The following is a 14949-nucleotide window of genomic DNA, read 5'->3' on the forward strand; positions in this document are numbered from 1 at the left end:
GGTTTTATAATGTATTTACATGAATTATTAAAATCCATGGTGCAAGCCGATGCGTCTGATTTATTTATTACCGTAAATCTTTCACCGAGTGCAAAAATTAATGGTGAATTGCAGCCGGTTGATGACAAAGTACTCGCCTTTGATGATGCTTTAGAACTGGTCGAAAGTTCGATGACCGAGAAGCAAAAAAAAGAATTTACCGACAGCAAAGAATGTAACTACGCCCTTTCGCTAGAGGATATTGGTCGTTTTCGTATTTCCGCGTTTTGGCAACGAGAAATGCCCGGCATGGTAGTGCGGCGCATCGTCACTGACATTCCTGATACCGATAGACTAGGGCTGCCGCCGGTATTAAAAGATTTGGTGATGTCTAAACGTGGTTTATTGTTATTTGTTGGTGGTACGGGTACTGGTAAATCAACGTCCATGGCATCTTTAATTGGTTATCGTAACAAAAACGCTCGAGGCCACATTCTGACCATTGAAGATCCGGTGGAATTTGTCCATGACCATGGCAAGTCTATGATCACTCAACGTGAAGTGGGTTTGGATACCGAGTCGTTTGATGCGGCATTAAAAAGTTCCTTACGACAAGCACCCGATGTCATTCTCATTGGTGAGATTCGTTCGCAAGATATTATGGAACACGCGCTGAGTTTCGCTGAAACCGGGCATTTGTGTATTGCCACTTTACATGCCAACAATGCCAACCAGGCCATCGACCGTATTATGCATTTAGTACCGCCCGACCAGCATGAAAAGCTGCAATTTGATTTAGCATTAAATCTACGCGGCATCGTTGCTCAGCAGTTAGTGCCAACGCGTGATGGCTCAGGTCGCAAAGCTGCAATTGAAATTTTGATCAATTCACCTTATGTGTCAGAGTTGATCAAAAAAGGTGCGGTAGGAGATATCAAAGAAGTCATGGCAAAATCACGTGAGTTGGGCATGCAAACGTTCGATCAGGCGTTGTTCGATTTATACGAAGGCGGTGAAATTAGTTACACCGATGCCTTGCATAATGCCGACTCACCTAACGATTTACGCTTAATGATTAAATTACGCAGTAACGATCAAGGCGGTGGTAGCGGCTTAAAAGGTGTTACCTTGGCTTAGTTTGTTAAAGTCTATTCTACTCCCTAAAGCGCCAGAGGCGCTTTTTTTGTAACTGCTTGGAGGGTTTTTAACCTCGCGTAATTCAAGAATGTACTTATAGCCAGCAGGCAGAGCGCCTTGTTCGGCTGATTTTTTTGCACCGGGCTTGTACTCAAGCAGAAAGGTGAAAGTCTTGTCTGTAAATAAACCAAGGTTATCAACGACCTTCAAAAATGAATGTGTATATGTTGTTAAAAACCGCTATGTTATTGTAGCTTATTTACTCATTTTCAAACTACACTTAACTAAGGTTTGCAGCATGGGGTCATAACATGGGATTAAAGTGGATAGATTCATTAGAAATAGCGTTAGACTTAATTGAGCAGCACCCAGATGTGGACCCTAAGCAACTACATTTTACCGAACTGCGGCAGTGGGTGCTTGATTTAGAACGGTTTGACGATGAGCCTGGGCATTGTGGTGAAAGAATTCTTGAGGCCATTCAGCTTGCCTGGATGGAAGAAGCTGACTGATACCAATTTGATTAGGTATGAGCAGATATTTAGTCAAATTGGTATTATCTGTAAGCGCATATTAAAATAAAATTTAATATTATTAATGGTTATTATGTCTGCAAAAGTTTTTATGTGAATAACTGTAATTGGGTTAGTAAGTTTTCAACAAAAACGGTAGAATGACCGACAGTTGACGTATATGTCAACTTTATAACTTATTTCAATTAGTCAACTTGCGGGCACTCCATGGGTAACAAAAAACAAAAACATCCTTTATATATCCCTTATGCAGGGCCAACACTATTAGAAACGCCATTGTTAAATAAAGGCAGTGCGTTTAGTGCGCAAGAGCGCGTCAGTTTTAATTTAACGGGTCTACTCCCGCCTCGATTTGAAACCATCGAAGAGCAGGTAAATCGTGCCTACATGCAATACTCAAGTTTTCAAACGGCGTTAAATAAGCACATCTATTTGCGCAACATTCAAGATAAAAATGAAACCCTGTTTCATGCCCTCGTGCAAGCAAACCTTGAAGAGATGATGCCGATCATATACACGCCCACAGTAGGCGATGCTTGTGAAAGGTTCTCTGATATTTATCGCAGTAACCGTGGCTTATTTATTTCTTATGCCGAACGTCACCAAATCGATGATATTTTGCACAATGCGACTAAGCAAAAAGTTAAAGTGATCGTAGTGACCGATGGCGAACGTATTTTAGGCTTAGGTGACCAGGGCATCGGTGGCATGGGCATTCCAATTGGAAAGTTGTCTCTATATACCTCTTGTGGTGGTATCAGCCCCGCATATACCTTGCCAATTATGTTGGATGTGGGCACTAATAATGAAAAATTATTAAATGATCCTATGTATATGGGCGCTCGTCATAAACGCATTAATCAACAAGAGTATAACGAATTTGTCGATTTATTCATCACCGCTGTCAAGCGTCGCTGGCCCAACATATTATTGCAATTCGAAGATTTTGCCCAACCTAATGCGATGCCGTTACTAGAGCGTTATCGTAACGAAATTTGTTGCTTTAATGATGACATTCAAGGCACCGCGTCCGTGACGGTAGGGACTCTGCTTGCGGCTTGTCGGGTAAAAGGCAAAAAACTGTCAGAGCAAAAAGTCGCTTTTGTTGGGGCCGGCTCAGCAGGTTGTGGTATTGCCGAACAGATCATCGCGCAAATGTGTAGTGAAGGTTTATCTGATGAGCAAGCTCGAAGCCAGGTATATATGGTCGACAGGTACGGTCTGCTTACCCAGGGCATGAGTGATTTACGTGATTTCCAGCAAAAGCTGGTACATAGTGAGTCGGCAATTAATCAATGGAACTGTAATGGTGAATATGCTTCATTACTGGAAGTGATGCAAAATGCTCAGCCTGATATTTTAATCGGTGTATCTGGTCAGCCAGGTTTATTTACTGAAGAGATCATCAAAGCGATGAAAGCCGGCACCGACAAGCCGATTATCTTTCCATTAAGCAATCCATCAAAACAAGTGGAGGCGACGCCTGAGCAAGTGATTAACTGGACTGACGGGGAAGTAGTCATTGCTACCGGCAGCCCGTTTAAACCGATTGAGTATCAAGGCAAGACTTTCTCCATCGTACAATGTAATAATTCCTATATTTTCCCAGGTATTGGTCTTGGTGTATTAGCGGCAAATATTAAACTTATCAGTGATGAAATGCTGATGGTTGCCAGTGAAACTTTAGCGGCAGCGTCACCACTTGCCAATACGGGGGAGGGCGACTTATTGCCACCAATCACTGAGATTGCCGATATCAGTAAAAAAATTGCTTTCGCCATCGGTAAACTTGCCCAACAGCAAAACCTTGCCCTTGAAATCAGTGATGAGCAATTGCATACCAACATTGAACGAAATTTCTGGAAACCTAACTATCGTGCCTATAAACGGTCAACAATTTAGAGTCGTTTAGAAACGAGAAGCGATAGACGAAAAACGAAATCCTACTAACGCTGCTTTAAATCAAAAAAACCGACGTAATAGTCGGTTTTTTTAATTGATCGATGTTGTGAACAACAGAACGAAATTAATTAATGTAATTTGTTGTTAAATCCTCTATAATCGCGCCAATTTTTGACTATATAACTTTATTGAGGGCTTATCATGGCTATCGAACGTACTTTTTCTATCGTAAAACCAGACGCAGTTGCTAAAAACGTAATTGGTTCTATCTACAACCGTTTTGAATCAGCAGGTCTTAAAATCGTTGCTGCTAAAATGATCCACTTAAGCCGTGAAAAAGCTGAAGGTTTCTACGCAGAACACGCTGAGCGTCCTTTCTTTGGTGCTTTAGTTGATTTCATGACTTCTGGTCCAGTAATGGTACAAGTTTTAGAAGGCGAAAACGCTGTTCTTAAAAACCGTGAAATCATGGGCGCTACTAACCCAAGCGATGCATTAGCTGGTACCTTACGTCACGATTTCGCTGAGTCAATTGACGAAAATGCTTGTCACGGCAGTGACGCTTTAGAATCTGCTGCACGTGAAATTGCTTACTTTTTCTCAGACGAAGAAGTTTGTCCACGTACTCGTTAATTTAACAACGAGATACAAGGTACGAGGTACAAGGTACAAGCTGCCATGGCCGATTGCCTGACAATCAGAAAGGATTTTGTTTGCATGAACAAAATCCTTTCTTTGTATTTATTGTTTGCTATTGCACAAATGTAATTGTCGGTAACAAAACGATAACAAAGCAAAATTGTGTCGCTTGCTTAAAAAGTGTACAATTTGCATCCTTAATTTAAGTGGAAGAGTGCTTACATGACCGACAATGCAGTTAAAAAGGTTAATTTATTAAACTTTGATCATCAGATGATGCGCGATTTTTTTGCCGATATTGGCGAAAAACCATTTCGTGCCGATCAAATTATGAAATGGATTTACCATTTTGGTTATGACGATTTTGAGCAAATGACCAACCTAAATAAAGCATTGAAGCAAAAGCTTGCTCGTTTATGTGAAATTAAAGCTCCTACGATTAAAGAAAAGCAGGTTTCTGAAGATGGCACCATTAAGTACGCGTTGTTACTTGAAGGCGGTCAGGAAGTCGAAACTGTTTGGATCCCAGAGAAAGAAAGAGCAACCTTGTGCGTATCTTCGCAAGTTGGTTGTGCGCTAGAGTGTACGTTTTGCGCAACTGCGCAGCAGGGCTTTAACCGTAACCTGGCGGTATCAGAAATTATCGGCCAAGTTTGGCGTGTTGCCAACGATATTGGCGCAACGCGAATTGCCGGCACACGACCTATCACCAACATAGTGATGATGGGCATGGGTGAGCCATTATTAAACATGAAAAACCTGATCCCATCACTCGATACCTTTTTAAATGACTTAGGTTATGGTTTATCCAAACGTCGGGTAACGGTAAGTACATCTGGTGTGGTTCCTGCACTGGCGATGCTTAAGGAAAAAATTGATTGTGCGTTAGCTATTTCTGTTCACGCTCCAGATAATGCATTACGTGATGTATTGGTTCCGATTAATAAAAAATACCCACTAGAAGATTTTTTAGCGGCAAGTCGCAACTATATTGATGGTTCGAAAGCGAATAAACAGGTAACCGTGGAATATGTGATGTTAGATCATGTTAATGACTCGACCGAGCAAGCACATGAGCTGGCGAAAGTACTTGAGGGTACGCCAAGTAAAATTAACTTAATTCCGTTTAATCCATACCCAGGTTCACCGTACCAACGCCCGAGTAATTCGCGCATCGACAGGTTTGATAAAGTACTGCAAAGTTATGGGTTAACGGTAATTACCCGTCGCCCCCGTGGTGAAGATATTGATGCCGCTTGTGGGCAGCTTGCCGGTGATGTATTTGACCGAACCAAAAGAACGGCAAAAAATAAGCTGCAAGCTGAAGAATTATCGGTAAAAATGGTGTAAAGGCTTTTCTATTAAGTTTTTTCGCACTGAGTGGGAAAAAACTTAGTAGACTTGGTATAAAGCTTTAAATACCGAGACAAAACGAGTAGAGTTTGTATTGGTATATAAAAACAATAATTACATCAATTGGACTGCCTCATGCGAACACCAATATTCAATGTATTGAAAAATTCAGGGAAGATCACTCTAGCCGTTGTTGCCCTTTGTGGCATTAGTGCTTGTGTCACTCAAAACTTTATCGAAGATAAACCGGTTGTTGACCGGGATTTCAGCGACGATCAAGTTGCCACAACTCGTATCTCTTTAGCATTAGGTTACTTAAAAATGGGCAACACTGCCCAGGCAAAGTATAATTTAGAAAAAGCTAAACAACACTCGCCAAAACTGGTTGCGGTTTATACCGCGTTTGCCCATTACTACGAGAGCGTTGGTGAATACCAACAAACGGAAAAGTCCTATCTAACTGCGCTTGATTTGGCTGACGATGATGCCAATACGCTAAATAATTTTGGTGTGTTTTTATGCCGGCAAAATCGGGTTGATGAAGCGGAAGAGTATTTTTTAAAAGCCATTGCTGTGCCTAGCTATATTCGAGTGTCGGAAAGTTATGAGAACATTGCACTTTGCTATTTAAAAGTCGAGCAGTTTGATAAAGCCGAACATGCGTTGCAACGCAGTATTGCCCATAGCCCCAATGGTGCATCCAGTTTAATTCAAATGGCACAATTGCAATACGCGAAAGCCGATTTTGAACAAAGTGCGACTTATTTAAGCCGTTTTGAATTGGCTACGCGTCGTTTTACCCCGCAAGCAATAGCGTTAGCATTTAAGGTACAAAAAAGTTTAGGTAACGAAGACATCGCCAATAATTACGCCACTATGCTATTGAAAATGTACCCCGATTCCACGCAAGCAAAAGCCTATCTGGACAATGAACTAGCGCAAATAGAAGCCGATAAACTGGCGATCAAATATTTGAAATTTAAGTTGATTAAATCTGGCGCAAAAATTAACAAAAAACCAATTGTAGTACTAAACAAAAGCCAAAACAAAGCCAATGATGGTTTCAAGCAGCAACAGCCGCAAATTGATTTTGCTAATAATAAATTAGTGAATGACGCAACTATTGCCCGGCAAACGAGTCAAAGTATTGCCAAAAATAGTAAAATAGATGAGCAAATGCAGTTGCGAACCGGCAATAGCCAAGCGGCGACGAATGCCACTAAGCAACTTAACCAAGCTGCCGTGAACAATATAAAAACAATTAGTTCCCCAGTTAATATCGCTAGTACAGGTACGCAACCTAAAGTCAATGTAAATAACCAACAGGTGGCAGTAAAAAAGCAACAAACAGGCCAAACTAGCGACTTAGCCGATCTTGTGCATGTGGTTCGCGAAGGGGATAACCTGTATCAAATATCATTGAAATACAATGTTTTGATAAACTCAATTCGCCGTTGGAATAATCTTAATAAAGAAAACATCCATATTGGCCAAGTACTTAGATTGACAAAACCAGAATAGATCCGATATATGAATGAGAACAAAGAGCCTGTTGATATTAGTGATGATATCGAAGTGATAGGACCCGGTCAGTTGTTGCGTGATGCGCGCATCGCCAAAGGAATGACCGAAAGCGAGGTTGCCGAGCAACTGAATTTGCGTCTGGCATTAATAGAAAGTATCGAGCAAGAGTGTTTTGATAACAGTACCCCGAAAACCTTTATTCGTGGCTATTTAAAAAACTATGCGCGATTAGTGGGCATTAACACCGAAGATATTTTATCTAGCTATGAAATGCTCGATGTTGCTCAGCAGAACGATGCAGAAATGAAAAGTTTCTCACAAAGCAAGCGCAAGCAGGCTGAAGACAATCGTTTAATGCTAACCATTTATTTCATTGCTTTTATCTTGATCGCGTTAACGGTTATTTGGTGGTGGCAAGACTCGGCTAAAATGGAGCCGTCGGTTGTGACCAATGCTGCACAACAAGAGCAAAGCACTAGCGCGGTTAACCCAACAACTGCAGATGACAAAAATGCGGTCACCAATGGCTCCATAGATAATAATACGGCGATTACGACACCAACTGATGCGCAATTGGCAGAGCAAACTGAAACGAATGACGCGGTGTTTGAACAACATATGGCAAATAATCCAGAGCCTGCGGACAATGTTGCTGTCATCACGAGTGCTACCGCAAACACTCGCGGCGAAGAAGATAGCGCGGTTGCAGGCGGGCAAAAAACCGATCAATTAGTCTTCAGTTTTGCCGGTGATTGTTGGGTTAATATTTTTGATGCCAGCGGTGAGCGCTTAGCCTGGGGCATAAAAAAAGCCGACTACGTAATGACGTTAAATGGCAAAGCGCCGTTTTCGATTACTTTAGGCAAACCAGAATTAGTGGCCATTGATTATAATCAACAAGCCATAGATATGGACCAATTTCAGCAAGGTCAGATAGCCAAGTTTACCTGGCCGAAAAACTAATCTGAAAAAAAATACCAAAATTAAGTATAATAACGGGGCCGGCTGATGTAGCGGGCCTTGTCAAGTGTTAAGTGTTGAGTAAATATGTTTAGTGAATCTCCAATCATTCGTCGTAAATCTACCCAGATAATGGTGGGCAATGTCCCGGTAGGTGGCGATGCGCCAATTACCGTACAGTCAATGACCAATACCCTGACTACAGACGTGGCGGCAACCGTTAAGCAAATTCAAGCGTTAGAAGATGTTGGTGCTGATATCGTGCGGGTCAGTGTGCCAACCATGGATGCCGCCGAAGCATTCAAACAAATCAAACAGCAGGTAAATATACCGCTAGTAGCTGATATTCATTTTGACTATCGTATCGCCTTAAAAGTTGCCGAGTACGGCGTTGATTGTTTGCGCATTAACCCGGGTAATATTGGCCGGGAAGATCGTATTCGCTCGGTGGTAGAAGCCGCCAGAGATAACAACATCCCAATTCGGATCGGGGTGAATGGCGGCTCGTTAGAAAAAGACATCCAAGAGAAGTATCATGAGCCATGCCCGGAAGCCTTGCTTGAGTCGGCCATGCGCCATGTCGATATCCTCGATAGACTCAACTTCGATCAATTTAAAGTCAGCGTCAAAGCCTCTGATGTTTTTTTAGCCGTTGGCGCCTATCGTTTACTGGCAAAACAAATAAATAACCCATTGCATCTTGGTATTACTGAAGCCGGTGGTTTTCGCTCGGGTGCGGTGAAATCCTCTGTTGGCTTAGGTATGTTATTGGCTGAAGGTATTGGCGATACCCTGCGAGTGTCATTAGCGGCCGATCCGGTACAAGAAATCAAAGTGGGTTTTGATATTTTAAAATCATTACGCCTGAGAAGTCGTGGCATTAACTTTATTGCTTGTCCAAGTTGCTCGCGCCAGGAATTCGATGTGATATCCACGGTGAATGCGCTTGAAGAACGACTGGAAGATATTATTACGCCGATGGATGTGTCTATTATCGGCTGCGTGGTTAATGGCCCTGGAGAAGCGCTAATCTCTGATCTTGGACTTACTGGCAGTGCTCGAAAAAGTGGTTTTTATCTCGATGGTGAACGCCAACGTGAACGCATTGATAATAACGATATTGTCGATAATTTAGAGCAAAAAATTCGCGCACGTGCACAACAGTTGGATGCGAATAATAAAATTGACATCAAAGAAGTTTAATTAATCGGCTATCTGACGTTATATGTTGTATAAATAACCGCATATACCCTATAATGCCGCCTTTATTTTAATAAAATATCGATTACTATTATCGATAAAACCAAAGAGAACGGCTTAAGTGAGTAAAGCGATTCAAGCAATACGTGGTATGAATGACTGTTTGCCCGGCGAAACCAATAAATGGCAAATGGTGGAAGACGTGCTGCGTCGTGTTGCCGGCAATTATGGCTATGCAGAAATTCGTATGCCAGTGTTGGAGTCTACCAACCTGTTTAAACGCGGTATTGGTGAAGTTACCGATATTGTTGAAAAAGAAATGTACACCTTTGAAGACCGTAACGGCGACAGCTTAACACTTCGCCCAGAAGGTACGGCAAGCTGTGTACGCGCAGGTAACCAACATGGTTTACTTTACAATCAAGAGCAACGATTATGGTATATGGGACCGATGTTTCGCCATGAACGTCCGCAAAAAGGCCGGTATCGTCAGTTTCATCAATTTGGGATAGAAACCTACGGTATTGCCAGTGCCGATATCGATGCTGAAGTTATTATGCTCAGTGCACGACTTTGGCGGGAACTTGGCATCAATGAATTTGTCACACTAGAGCTGAACTCATTAGGTTCAAATCAGGCACGTGCGGATTATCGTGATGCTTTGGTTGAGTTTTTGACGAAACATGAAGAACTATTGGACGATGATTCTAAGCGTCGCATGCACTCTAATCCGCTACGCGTATTAGACAGTAAAAACAAAGATGTGCAGGCATTGCTGGTTGATGCCCCTAAGTTTTCTGACTCTTTAGATGAAGAATCAAAGCAGCATTTTGCCAATCTTTGTCAGCGTTTGGATGCCGCCGGCATTAAGTATCAAATCAATGAGCGTTTGGTTCGTGGTCTCGATTACTACAACCGTACTGTTTTTGAGTGGGTAACCGATAGTCTGGGCGCACAGGGCACAGTTTGTGCTGGTGGCCGTTACGATGGTTTGGTTGCACAGCTTGGCGGCAAAGGCACTCCGGCAGTAGGCTTTGCCCTAGGTATTGAGCGTTTGGTATTGATGTTAACCGAATTAGAAAAATTAGAAAATATTCGGGCAACGACAGACGTTTACATGGTAATGGTGGGCGAAGGTGTCGACTTTACCGGTTTGGCGTTAGCTGAACAATGGCGTGACCAGGTACCGAATATACGTATTCAGGGCCATTGTGGTGGCGGTAAGTTTAATAAACAAATGAAACGTGCAGATAAGTCTGGTGCGGCGATTGCGATAATTTTAGGTGAGTCTGAAATTGCCAGTGAGCAAGCAACCGTAAAATATTTGCGTGAAAATAAAGAACAACAAACTGTCGCATTCAGTGATATCGCGCAGTTATTAGAACAGTTAATTGAAGGGTAACGTTGTGGAAACATATCAAACAGAAGAACAACAAGTAGAAGCGATTAAAAATTATTGGTCTGAAAATGGCAACTCATTAATTGCCGGTTTAGTGCTCGGTTTAGGTGGTTTTGTTGGTTGGAATTACTACCAGGATAGCCAACTTGAAACCCAGCAAATTGCTTCTTATCAATATCAGCAAACCATGCAGGCGTTTGCTCAGCAAGAAGATAACTTCCGTGCCAACACCCAAGCTTTTATCGATGCCAATAAGGAAACTGCTTATTCCGCTTTTGCTTCACTCGCGTTAGCGAAAGATGCGGTTGATCATCAGGATTATACAGCGGCACAAACCCATTTAACCAAAGCAGTAGCGCTTGCGGCCAATGAAAACCTGCAAGCCATTGCCTTAATTCGTTTAGCGCGTGTACAAGTTCAGCTGCAAGCTTATAGCGAGGCGTTAGCGACACTTGCTAAACCAATGCCGGAAACTTTTAAAGCCGGTATCGAAGAAGTGAAAGGTGATGTTTATTTGCAACAAGGTAACAAAGAGCTTGCTCGCAGTGCCTATCAGGCAGCAGCCGATGCAGGAGGCTTACAAGCCAACCCAACATTACAAATAAAACTGGATGATCTAACCGTAAACGTAGCGGGTTAAAGGAGGTTTTTTTGACTATTTTCAATAAACGCATCCTTAGCGCAATATTACTTTCGGCGGCATTAGTTGGCTGCTCTTCTGATGATGATGAAGAAGAGGCTCCGTTATTTGCAGAACTTACCGAAATTGAAGAGCAATTTAGCCCCGAAGTTGTGTGGCATGAAAGCGTAGGAGACGGGGTAGAGCATTACTTTTCTCGTCTATCGCCAACGGTTGCCTTTGATAAAGTATTTTCCGCCAGCCGCTTTGGTGATGCCTATGCATTTGACATCGAAACCGGTGATGAAGTTTGGCATGTCGACTTAAGCGATATCAATGACGAACTTGGCTTTTTTGACGATGCGGTCTCCGCTCGTATTGCCGGTGGCGTTGTTGCTGGCTATAACAAGGTGTTTTTGGGTAGTGAAAATGGTGACGTTTTTGCCCTTGACGCTGAAACGGGTGAGCTAGTCTGGCAAGCAAAAGTGCCGGGCGAAGTGATTTCGCAACCGGCATTAGATAGCAACTTAGTGGTGGTTAACACCGCATCTGGTGCACTGGTTGCCCTTGACGCTGCAACTGGTGAGCAAAAGTGGAAAACTGATCAGTCAGTGCCGCCGTTATCACTCCGTGGTGTCAGTGGTGTTGCGATCAACTCCGGTGGTGCCTTTGTTGGTTTGGCTTCTGGTGAAATTGGCGTTTTCATTCTAGAGAATGGTCAGCAAGGTTGGACCAAAGAAATTGGTGAGCCAAGTGGCGCTACTGAATTGCAACGCATTGTCGATGTTGACGTAACGCCAGTAGTGTTTGGTGATAAAGTGTTCGCCATTTCATCCAACGGTAACTTGGCGGCCATCGATTTGCGCAGTGGTCGTGAAGTGTGGAAGCGTAAATATTCTTCGTTCAGAAAGCTTAGCATTGCTGGCAATCAAATTTTTGCCACCGATATACAAGGCCACTTGCATGCGATTAATCGCAATTCCGGTATGGAACTGTGGTCTAACCTACAACTGACTAACCGTGGTACAACCGGTGCAGTGAGTGTTGATGATTATGTTGTGGTCGGTGATTTTGAAGGTTATTTGCACTGGATCAGCAAAGCTGACGGAAAAATTGTTGCTCGTCATGAAGTCGATTCCAGTGGCATTTACGTGACCCCAATTGCCCATAATGGCTTGTTGTATGTGCAAAGTCGCGATGGTGATTTAGAAGTGATTAAAACCCCTGAAATCATCGCAGCAGACAGCGAACAAGACTAACCAGTTAGACGATTCATCGCACAAGGGAAAATTAAATATTAATTAACCCATTGTCCTGGTTTTAGTTTGCTAAAATTATAAACGGTCCCACATAATCTGTTGGGGCCGTTATTTGTTTTTTTACTGACATTTTTTTAATCTAAAAATGTCAGTTTTATTTATTTTGAGGTAGCCATGCTTCCGGTAGTTGCTCTTGTTGGGCGTCCTAATGTAGGTAAATCAACACTATTTAATCGTTTAACCCGTACTCGTGATGCTCTGGTTGCAGACTTCCCCGGGTTAACGCGTGACCGTCAATACGGCCAGGCCGAAGTTGAAGGCTTGCCATTTATCGTTATTGATACCGGTGGTATCGAAGGAAACGAGAAAGGCATCGACGCGTTAATGGCGGAGCAATCTCTGCTGGCCATTGATGAAGCCGATGCAGTATTGTTTATGGTTGATGCCCGCTCTGGCTTAACTGCTGCCGATCTGGCTATTGCTGAACATCTTCGTAAGCAAAGCAAGAAAGTGTTCATCGTTGCCAATAAAATTGATGGCGTTGACGCCGACTCTGCCGTCGCTGAATTTTACGATCTTGGTCTGGGAGATGTGCATCCTATTGCTGCTGCCCATAACCGGGGCGTAACGCAATTAGTGAACCTGGCCTTAGCGCCACATATTGAAACCTTATCGGCCAGCGAGCTGGAAACAAGCCACAAAGTGGTTGATTTAGCCGAAGGTGAAGAGTTTGATGATTCTGATGAAACGCAAGCCGACGATAAAATTAAACTGGCCATTATTGGTAAACCCAATGTTGGTAAATCAACGCTTACCAACCGTATTTTAGGCGAGGAACGTGTTGTTGTTTATGACATGCCCGGCACTACTCGTGATAGCGTTTATATTCCGATGGAACGCGGTGATAGAGAATACACCTTAATTGATACCGCCGGTGTTCGTCGTCGTAAAAATATGACCGAAGCGATAGAGAAATTTTCGGTAATAAAAACCTTACAAGCGATCCAAGACTCCAACGTAGTGCTATTACTGATTGATGCCAGAGACGGTATTACTGATCAAGATTTAAGCCTGTTAGGCTTTGTGCTCGAATCAGGTCGCTCGTTAGTACTGGTTATCAATAAATGGGATGGACTGGATAACGACATTAAAGACAGAGTAAAGTCTGAGCTCGATCGACGTTTAGGCTTTATCGACTTTGCTCGTATTCACTTTATCTCTGCCTTGCACGGCACCGGGGTAGGGCATTTATTCGAATCTGTTGACGAAGCGTTCGACTCGGCCACCAAACGTACTTCCACGGCGATGCTAACCAAGATTATGGACATGGCCGCATTCGATCATCAACCGCCATTAATTCGTGGTAATCGGGTGAAACTTAAATACGCCCATGCCGGTGGTTATAATCCGCCACTGTACGTTATTCACGGTAACCAGGTTGATCAACTGCCACAATCGTATAAGCGTTATCTGATTAACTATTTCCGTAAATCGTTAAAAATTATGGGCACGCCGATTAAAGTCGAATTCAGAGGCACGGTAAACCCGTTTGCCGGCAAACGTAAACTGACCTGGACCGAGCGTAAGAAAAAAGCGCGTGAGACTCAAGGTTGGAGCGACGAAGCAAAAGCCAAGAAAAAGTAATCAAATATAATCAATCAAAAAAGGTGACCAGCGGTCACCTTTTTTGTTGGCGGGGTTTCAACCTCGCATTTGGTTAGCGGGGTTGATTGCTGCACAAAGAAGCTTAACTATCGGCTTTTAACCTCGCGCCTAAACCCATTTCTTAAAATACTTCAAGTTATCTAATTTGTTTTGTATATACTCAAGTGTGCTTTTATTGCTGTTATAATCCTTGTATTCAAGCTCGCATAGCATTACATCACTAAATAAATCTTCTTGAATTATGCATTCATTGAGTGCTTTTTTAGAGTCAGCAAGCGCGTCCTTATTGTTCTTAACCGACTTGGTAAGAAACTGCTCATGTTTGAAAGTGTCGTACGCATTAACTAATGTTGGAGCGGCAAGGGTTACTAATGCCGCGGTACTGATAATTACTAATAATTTGTTCATGTTATATCCGAATGCCTGTAATAATTCGTTAAAGGTTGTTACCTTCAAATGGCTATGTATTCTACAGGGGCTCTCCCCGAAAACAGCTATCAAAAAGGGTGTATTTATTGTCATTAATAACAAATGCGCTTAATGCCTTTTTAGGCGATAGAAAGTTGGCAGGGTTTCAACCTGAAGGATCCCCACAAGTTTAATCTCACGTTTCATTAACTAATTCAGTTAGAGCGAGCCTAAGTTCGCTCTTCGTTAGTCGATATTGCCTTCCTTGGTGCTGCAATAATCTCAATGCTAAATAGCCATATGATAAAACTCTTCTTTGTAAGGTGTTGGCTTGAAATTGACGGTGATAACCGTTTATTTCAGCGGCTTTAC

At 42.7% G+C, this 14949-nt stretch carries 13 protein-coding genes; 12 read left to right on the forward strand and 1 reads right to left on the reverse strand.

The genetic code is table 11. The features are described from left to right. The first annotated feature begins 9 nt into the window (after positions 1-9). The 12 genes from ND16A_RS16030 (at position 10) to der (ending at position 14148) form a co-directional block, all read left to right on the forward strand. The gene (locus ND16A_RS16030) at positions 10-1116 is read left to right on the forward strand and encodes a PilT/PilU family type 4a pilus ATPase (protein ID WP_033076191.1); all 1107 of its coding nucleotides are present in this window, start codon (positions 10-12) and stop codon (positions 1114-1116) included. A gap of 311 nt (positions 1117-1427) precedes the next feature. Continuing rightward, positions 1428-1628: a Fe-S cluster assembly protein IscX gene (gene iscX, locus ND16A_RS16025; protein ID WP_033076193.1), complete on the forward strand. Its 201-nt coding sequence runs from the start codon at positions 1428-1430 to the stop codon at positions 1626-1628. 228 nt (positions 1629-1856) lie between these two features. Beyond that, positions 1857-3551 (forward strand): NAD-dependent malic enzyme, encoded by a 1695-nt coding sequence (locus tag ND16A_RS16020; RefSeq protein ID WP_033076194.1) that lies wholly within the window; start codon positions 1857-1859, stop codon positions 3549-3551. A gap of 201 nt (positions 3552-3752) precedes the next feature. Continuing rightward, positions 3753-4184, forward strand: a complete 432-nt coding sequence (ndk, locus tag ND16A_RS16015; RefSeq protein ID WP_033076195.1) for a nucleoside-diphosphate kinase — start codon at positions 3753-3755, stop codon at positions 4182-4184. Positions 4185-4412: 228 nt separating this feature from the next. Then, entirely contained in the window at positions 4413-5540 is a 1128-nt protein-coding gene (locus ND16A_RS16010) for a bifunctional tRNA (adenosine(37)-C2)-methyltransferase TrmG/ribosomal RNA large subunit methyltransferase RlmN (RefSeq protein WP_033076196.1), read from the forward strand. Positions 5541-5678: 138 nt separating this feature from the next. Beyond that, positions 5679-7064, forward strand: a complete 1386-nt coding sequence (pilW, locus tag ND16A_RS20090; protein ID WP_052072831.1) for a type IV pilus biogenesis/stability protein PilW — start codon at positions 5679-5681, stop codon at positions 7062-7064. A gap of 9 nt (positions 7065-7073) precedes the next feature. After that, positions 7074-8030, forward strand: coding sequence for a RodZ domain-containing protein (locus ND16A_RS16005; RefSeq protein WP_052072832.1), 957 nt, complete (start codon positions 7074-7076; stop codon positions 8028-8030). A gap of 84 nt (positions 8031-8114) precedes the next feature. Further along, positions 8115-9230: a flavodoxin-dependent (E)-4-hydroxy-3-methylbut-2-enyl-diphosphate synthase gene (gene ispG / locus ND16A_RS16000; RefSeq protein ID WP_033076197.1), complete on the forward strand. Its 1116-nt coding sequence runs from the start codon at positions 8115-8117 to the stop codon at positions 9228-9230. 118 nt (positions 9231-9348) lie between these two features. Then, the gene (hisS, locus tag ND16A_RS15995) at positions 9349-10629 is read left to right on the forward strand and encodes a histidine--tRNA ligase (RefSeq protein WP_033076198.1); all 1281 of its coding nucleotides are present in this window, start codon (positions 9349-9351) and stop codon (positions 10627-10629) included. 4 nt (positions 10630-10633) lie between these two features. Then, positions 10634-11266, forward strand: coding sequence for a YfgM family protein (locus ND16A_RS15990; RefSeq protein WP_033076199.1), 633 nt, complete (start codon positions 10634-10636; stop codon positions 11264-11266). A gap of 11 nt (positions 11267-11277) precedes the next feature. Beyond that, on the forward strand, positions 11278-12504 hold the full coding sequence (bamB, locus tag ND16A_RS15985) for an outer membrane protein assembly factor BamB (protein ID WP_052072833.1): 1227 nt from the start codon (positions 11278-11280) through the stop codon (positions 12502-12504). 174 nt (positions 12505-12678) lie between these two features. Next, complete coding sequence (gene der, locus ND16A_RS15980) at positions 12679-14148, forward strand: ribosome biogenesis GTPase Der (protein WP_033076200.1); 1470 nt, start codon at positions 12679-12681, stop codon at positions 14146-14148. A 129-nt stretch (positions 14149-14277) separates the two neighbouring features. On the opposite strand, the gene ND16A_RS0118720 is transcribed toward der, so the two are convergent. After that, positions 14278-14577: a hypothetical protein gene (locus tag ND16A_RS0118720; protein WP_152593781.1), complete on the reverse strand. Its 300-nt coding sequence runs from the start codon at positions 14575-14577 to the stop codon at positions 14278-14280. Between the last annotated feature and the right edge of the window lie 372 nt (positions 14578-14949).

The sequence above is a fragment of the Thalassotalea sp. ND16A genome (genome assembly GCF_000764205.1).
Classification (GTDB): domain Bacteria; phylum Pseudomonadota; class Gammaproteobacteria; order Enterobacterales; family Alteromonadaceae; genus Thalassotalea_A.

Bases quoted from the DNA above. Each gene is read 5' to 3' on its own strand.
- ND16A_RS16030 (WP_033076191.1), top strand. From the start codon at position 10: ATGTATTTACATGAATTATTAAAATCCATGGTGCAAGCCGATGCGTCT.
- iscX (WP_033076193.1), top strand. From the start codon at position 1,428: ATGGGATTAAAGTGGATAGATTCATTAGAAATAGCGTTAGACTTAATT.
- ND16A_RS16020 (WP_033076194.1), top strand. From the start codon at position 1,857: ATGGGTAACAAAAAACAAAAACATCCTTTATATATCCCTTATGCAGGG.
- ndk (WP_033076195.1), top strand. From the start codon at position 3,753: ATGGCTATCGAACGTACTTTTTCTATCGTAAAACCAGACGCAGTTGCT.
- ND16A_RS16010 (WP_033076196.1), top strand. From the start codon at position 4,413: ATGACCGACAATGCAGTTAAAAAGGTTAATTTATTAAACTTTGATCAT.
- pilW (WP_052072831.1), top strand. From the start codon at position 5,679: ATGCGAACACCAATATTCAATGTATTGAAAAATTCAGGGAAGATCACT.
- ND16A_RS16005 (WP_052072832.1), top strand. From the start codon at position 7,074: ATGAATGAGAACAAAGAGCCTGTTGATATTAGTGATGATATCGAAGTG.
- ispG (WP_033076197.1), top strand. From the start codon at position 8,115: ATGTTTAGTGAATCTCCAATCATTCGTCGTAAATCTACCCAGATAATG.
- der (WP_033076200.1), top strand. From the start codon at position 12,679: ATGCTTCCGGTAGTTGCTCTTGTTGGGCGTCCTAATGTAGGTAAATCA.
- ND16A_RS0118720 (WP_152593781.1), bottom strand. From the start codon at position 14,577: ATGAACAAATTATTAGTAATTATCAGTACCGCGGCATTAGTAACCCTT.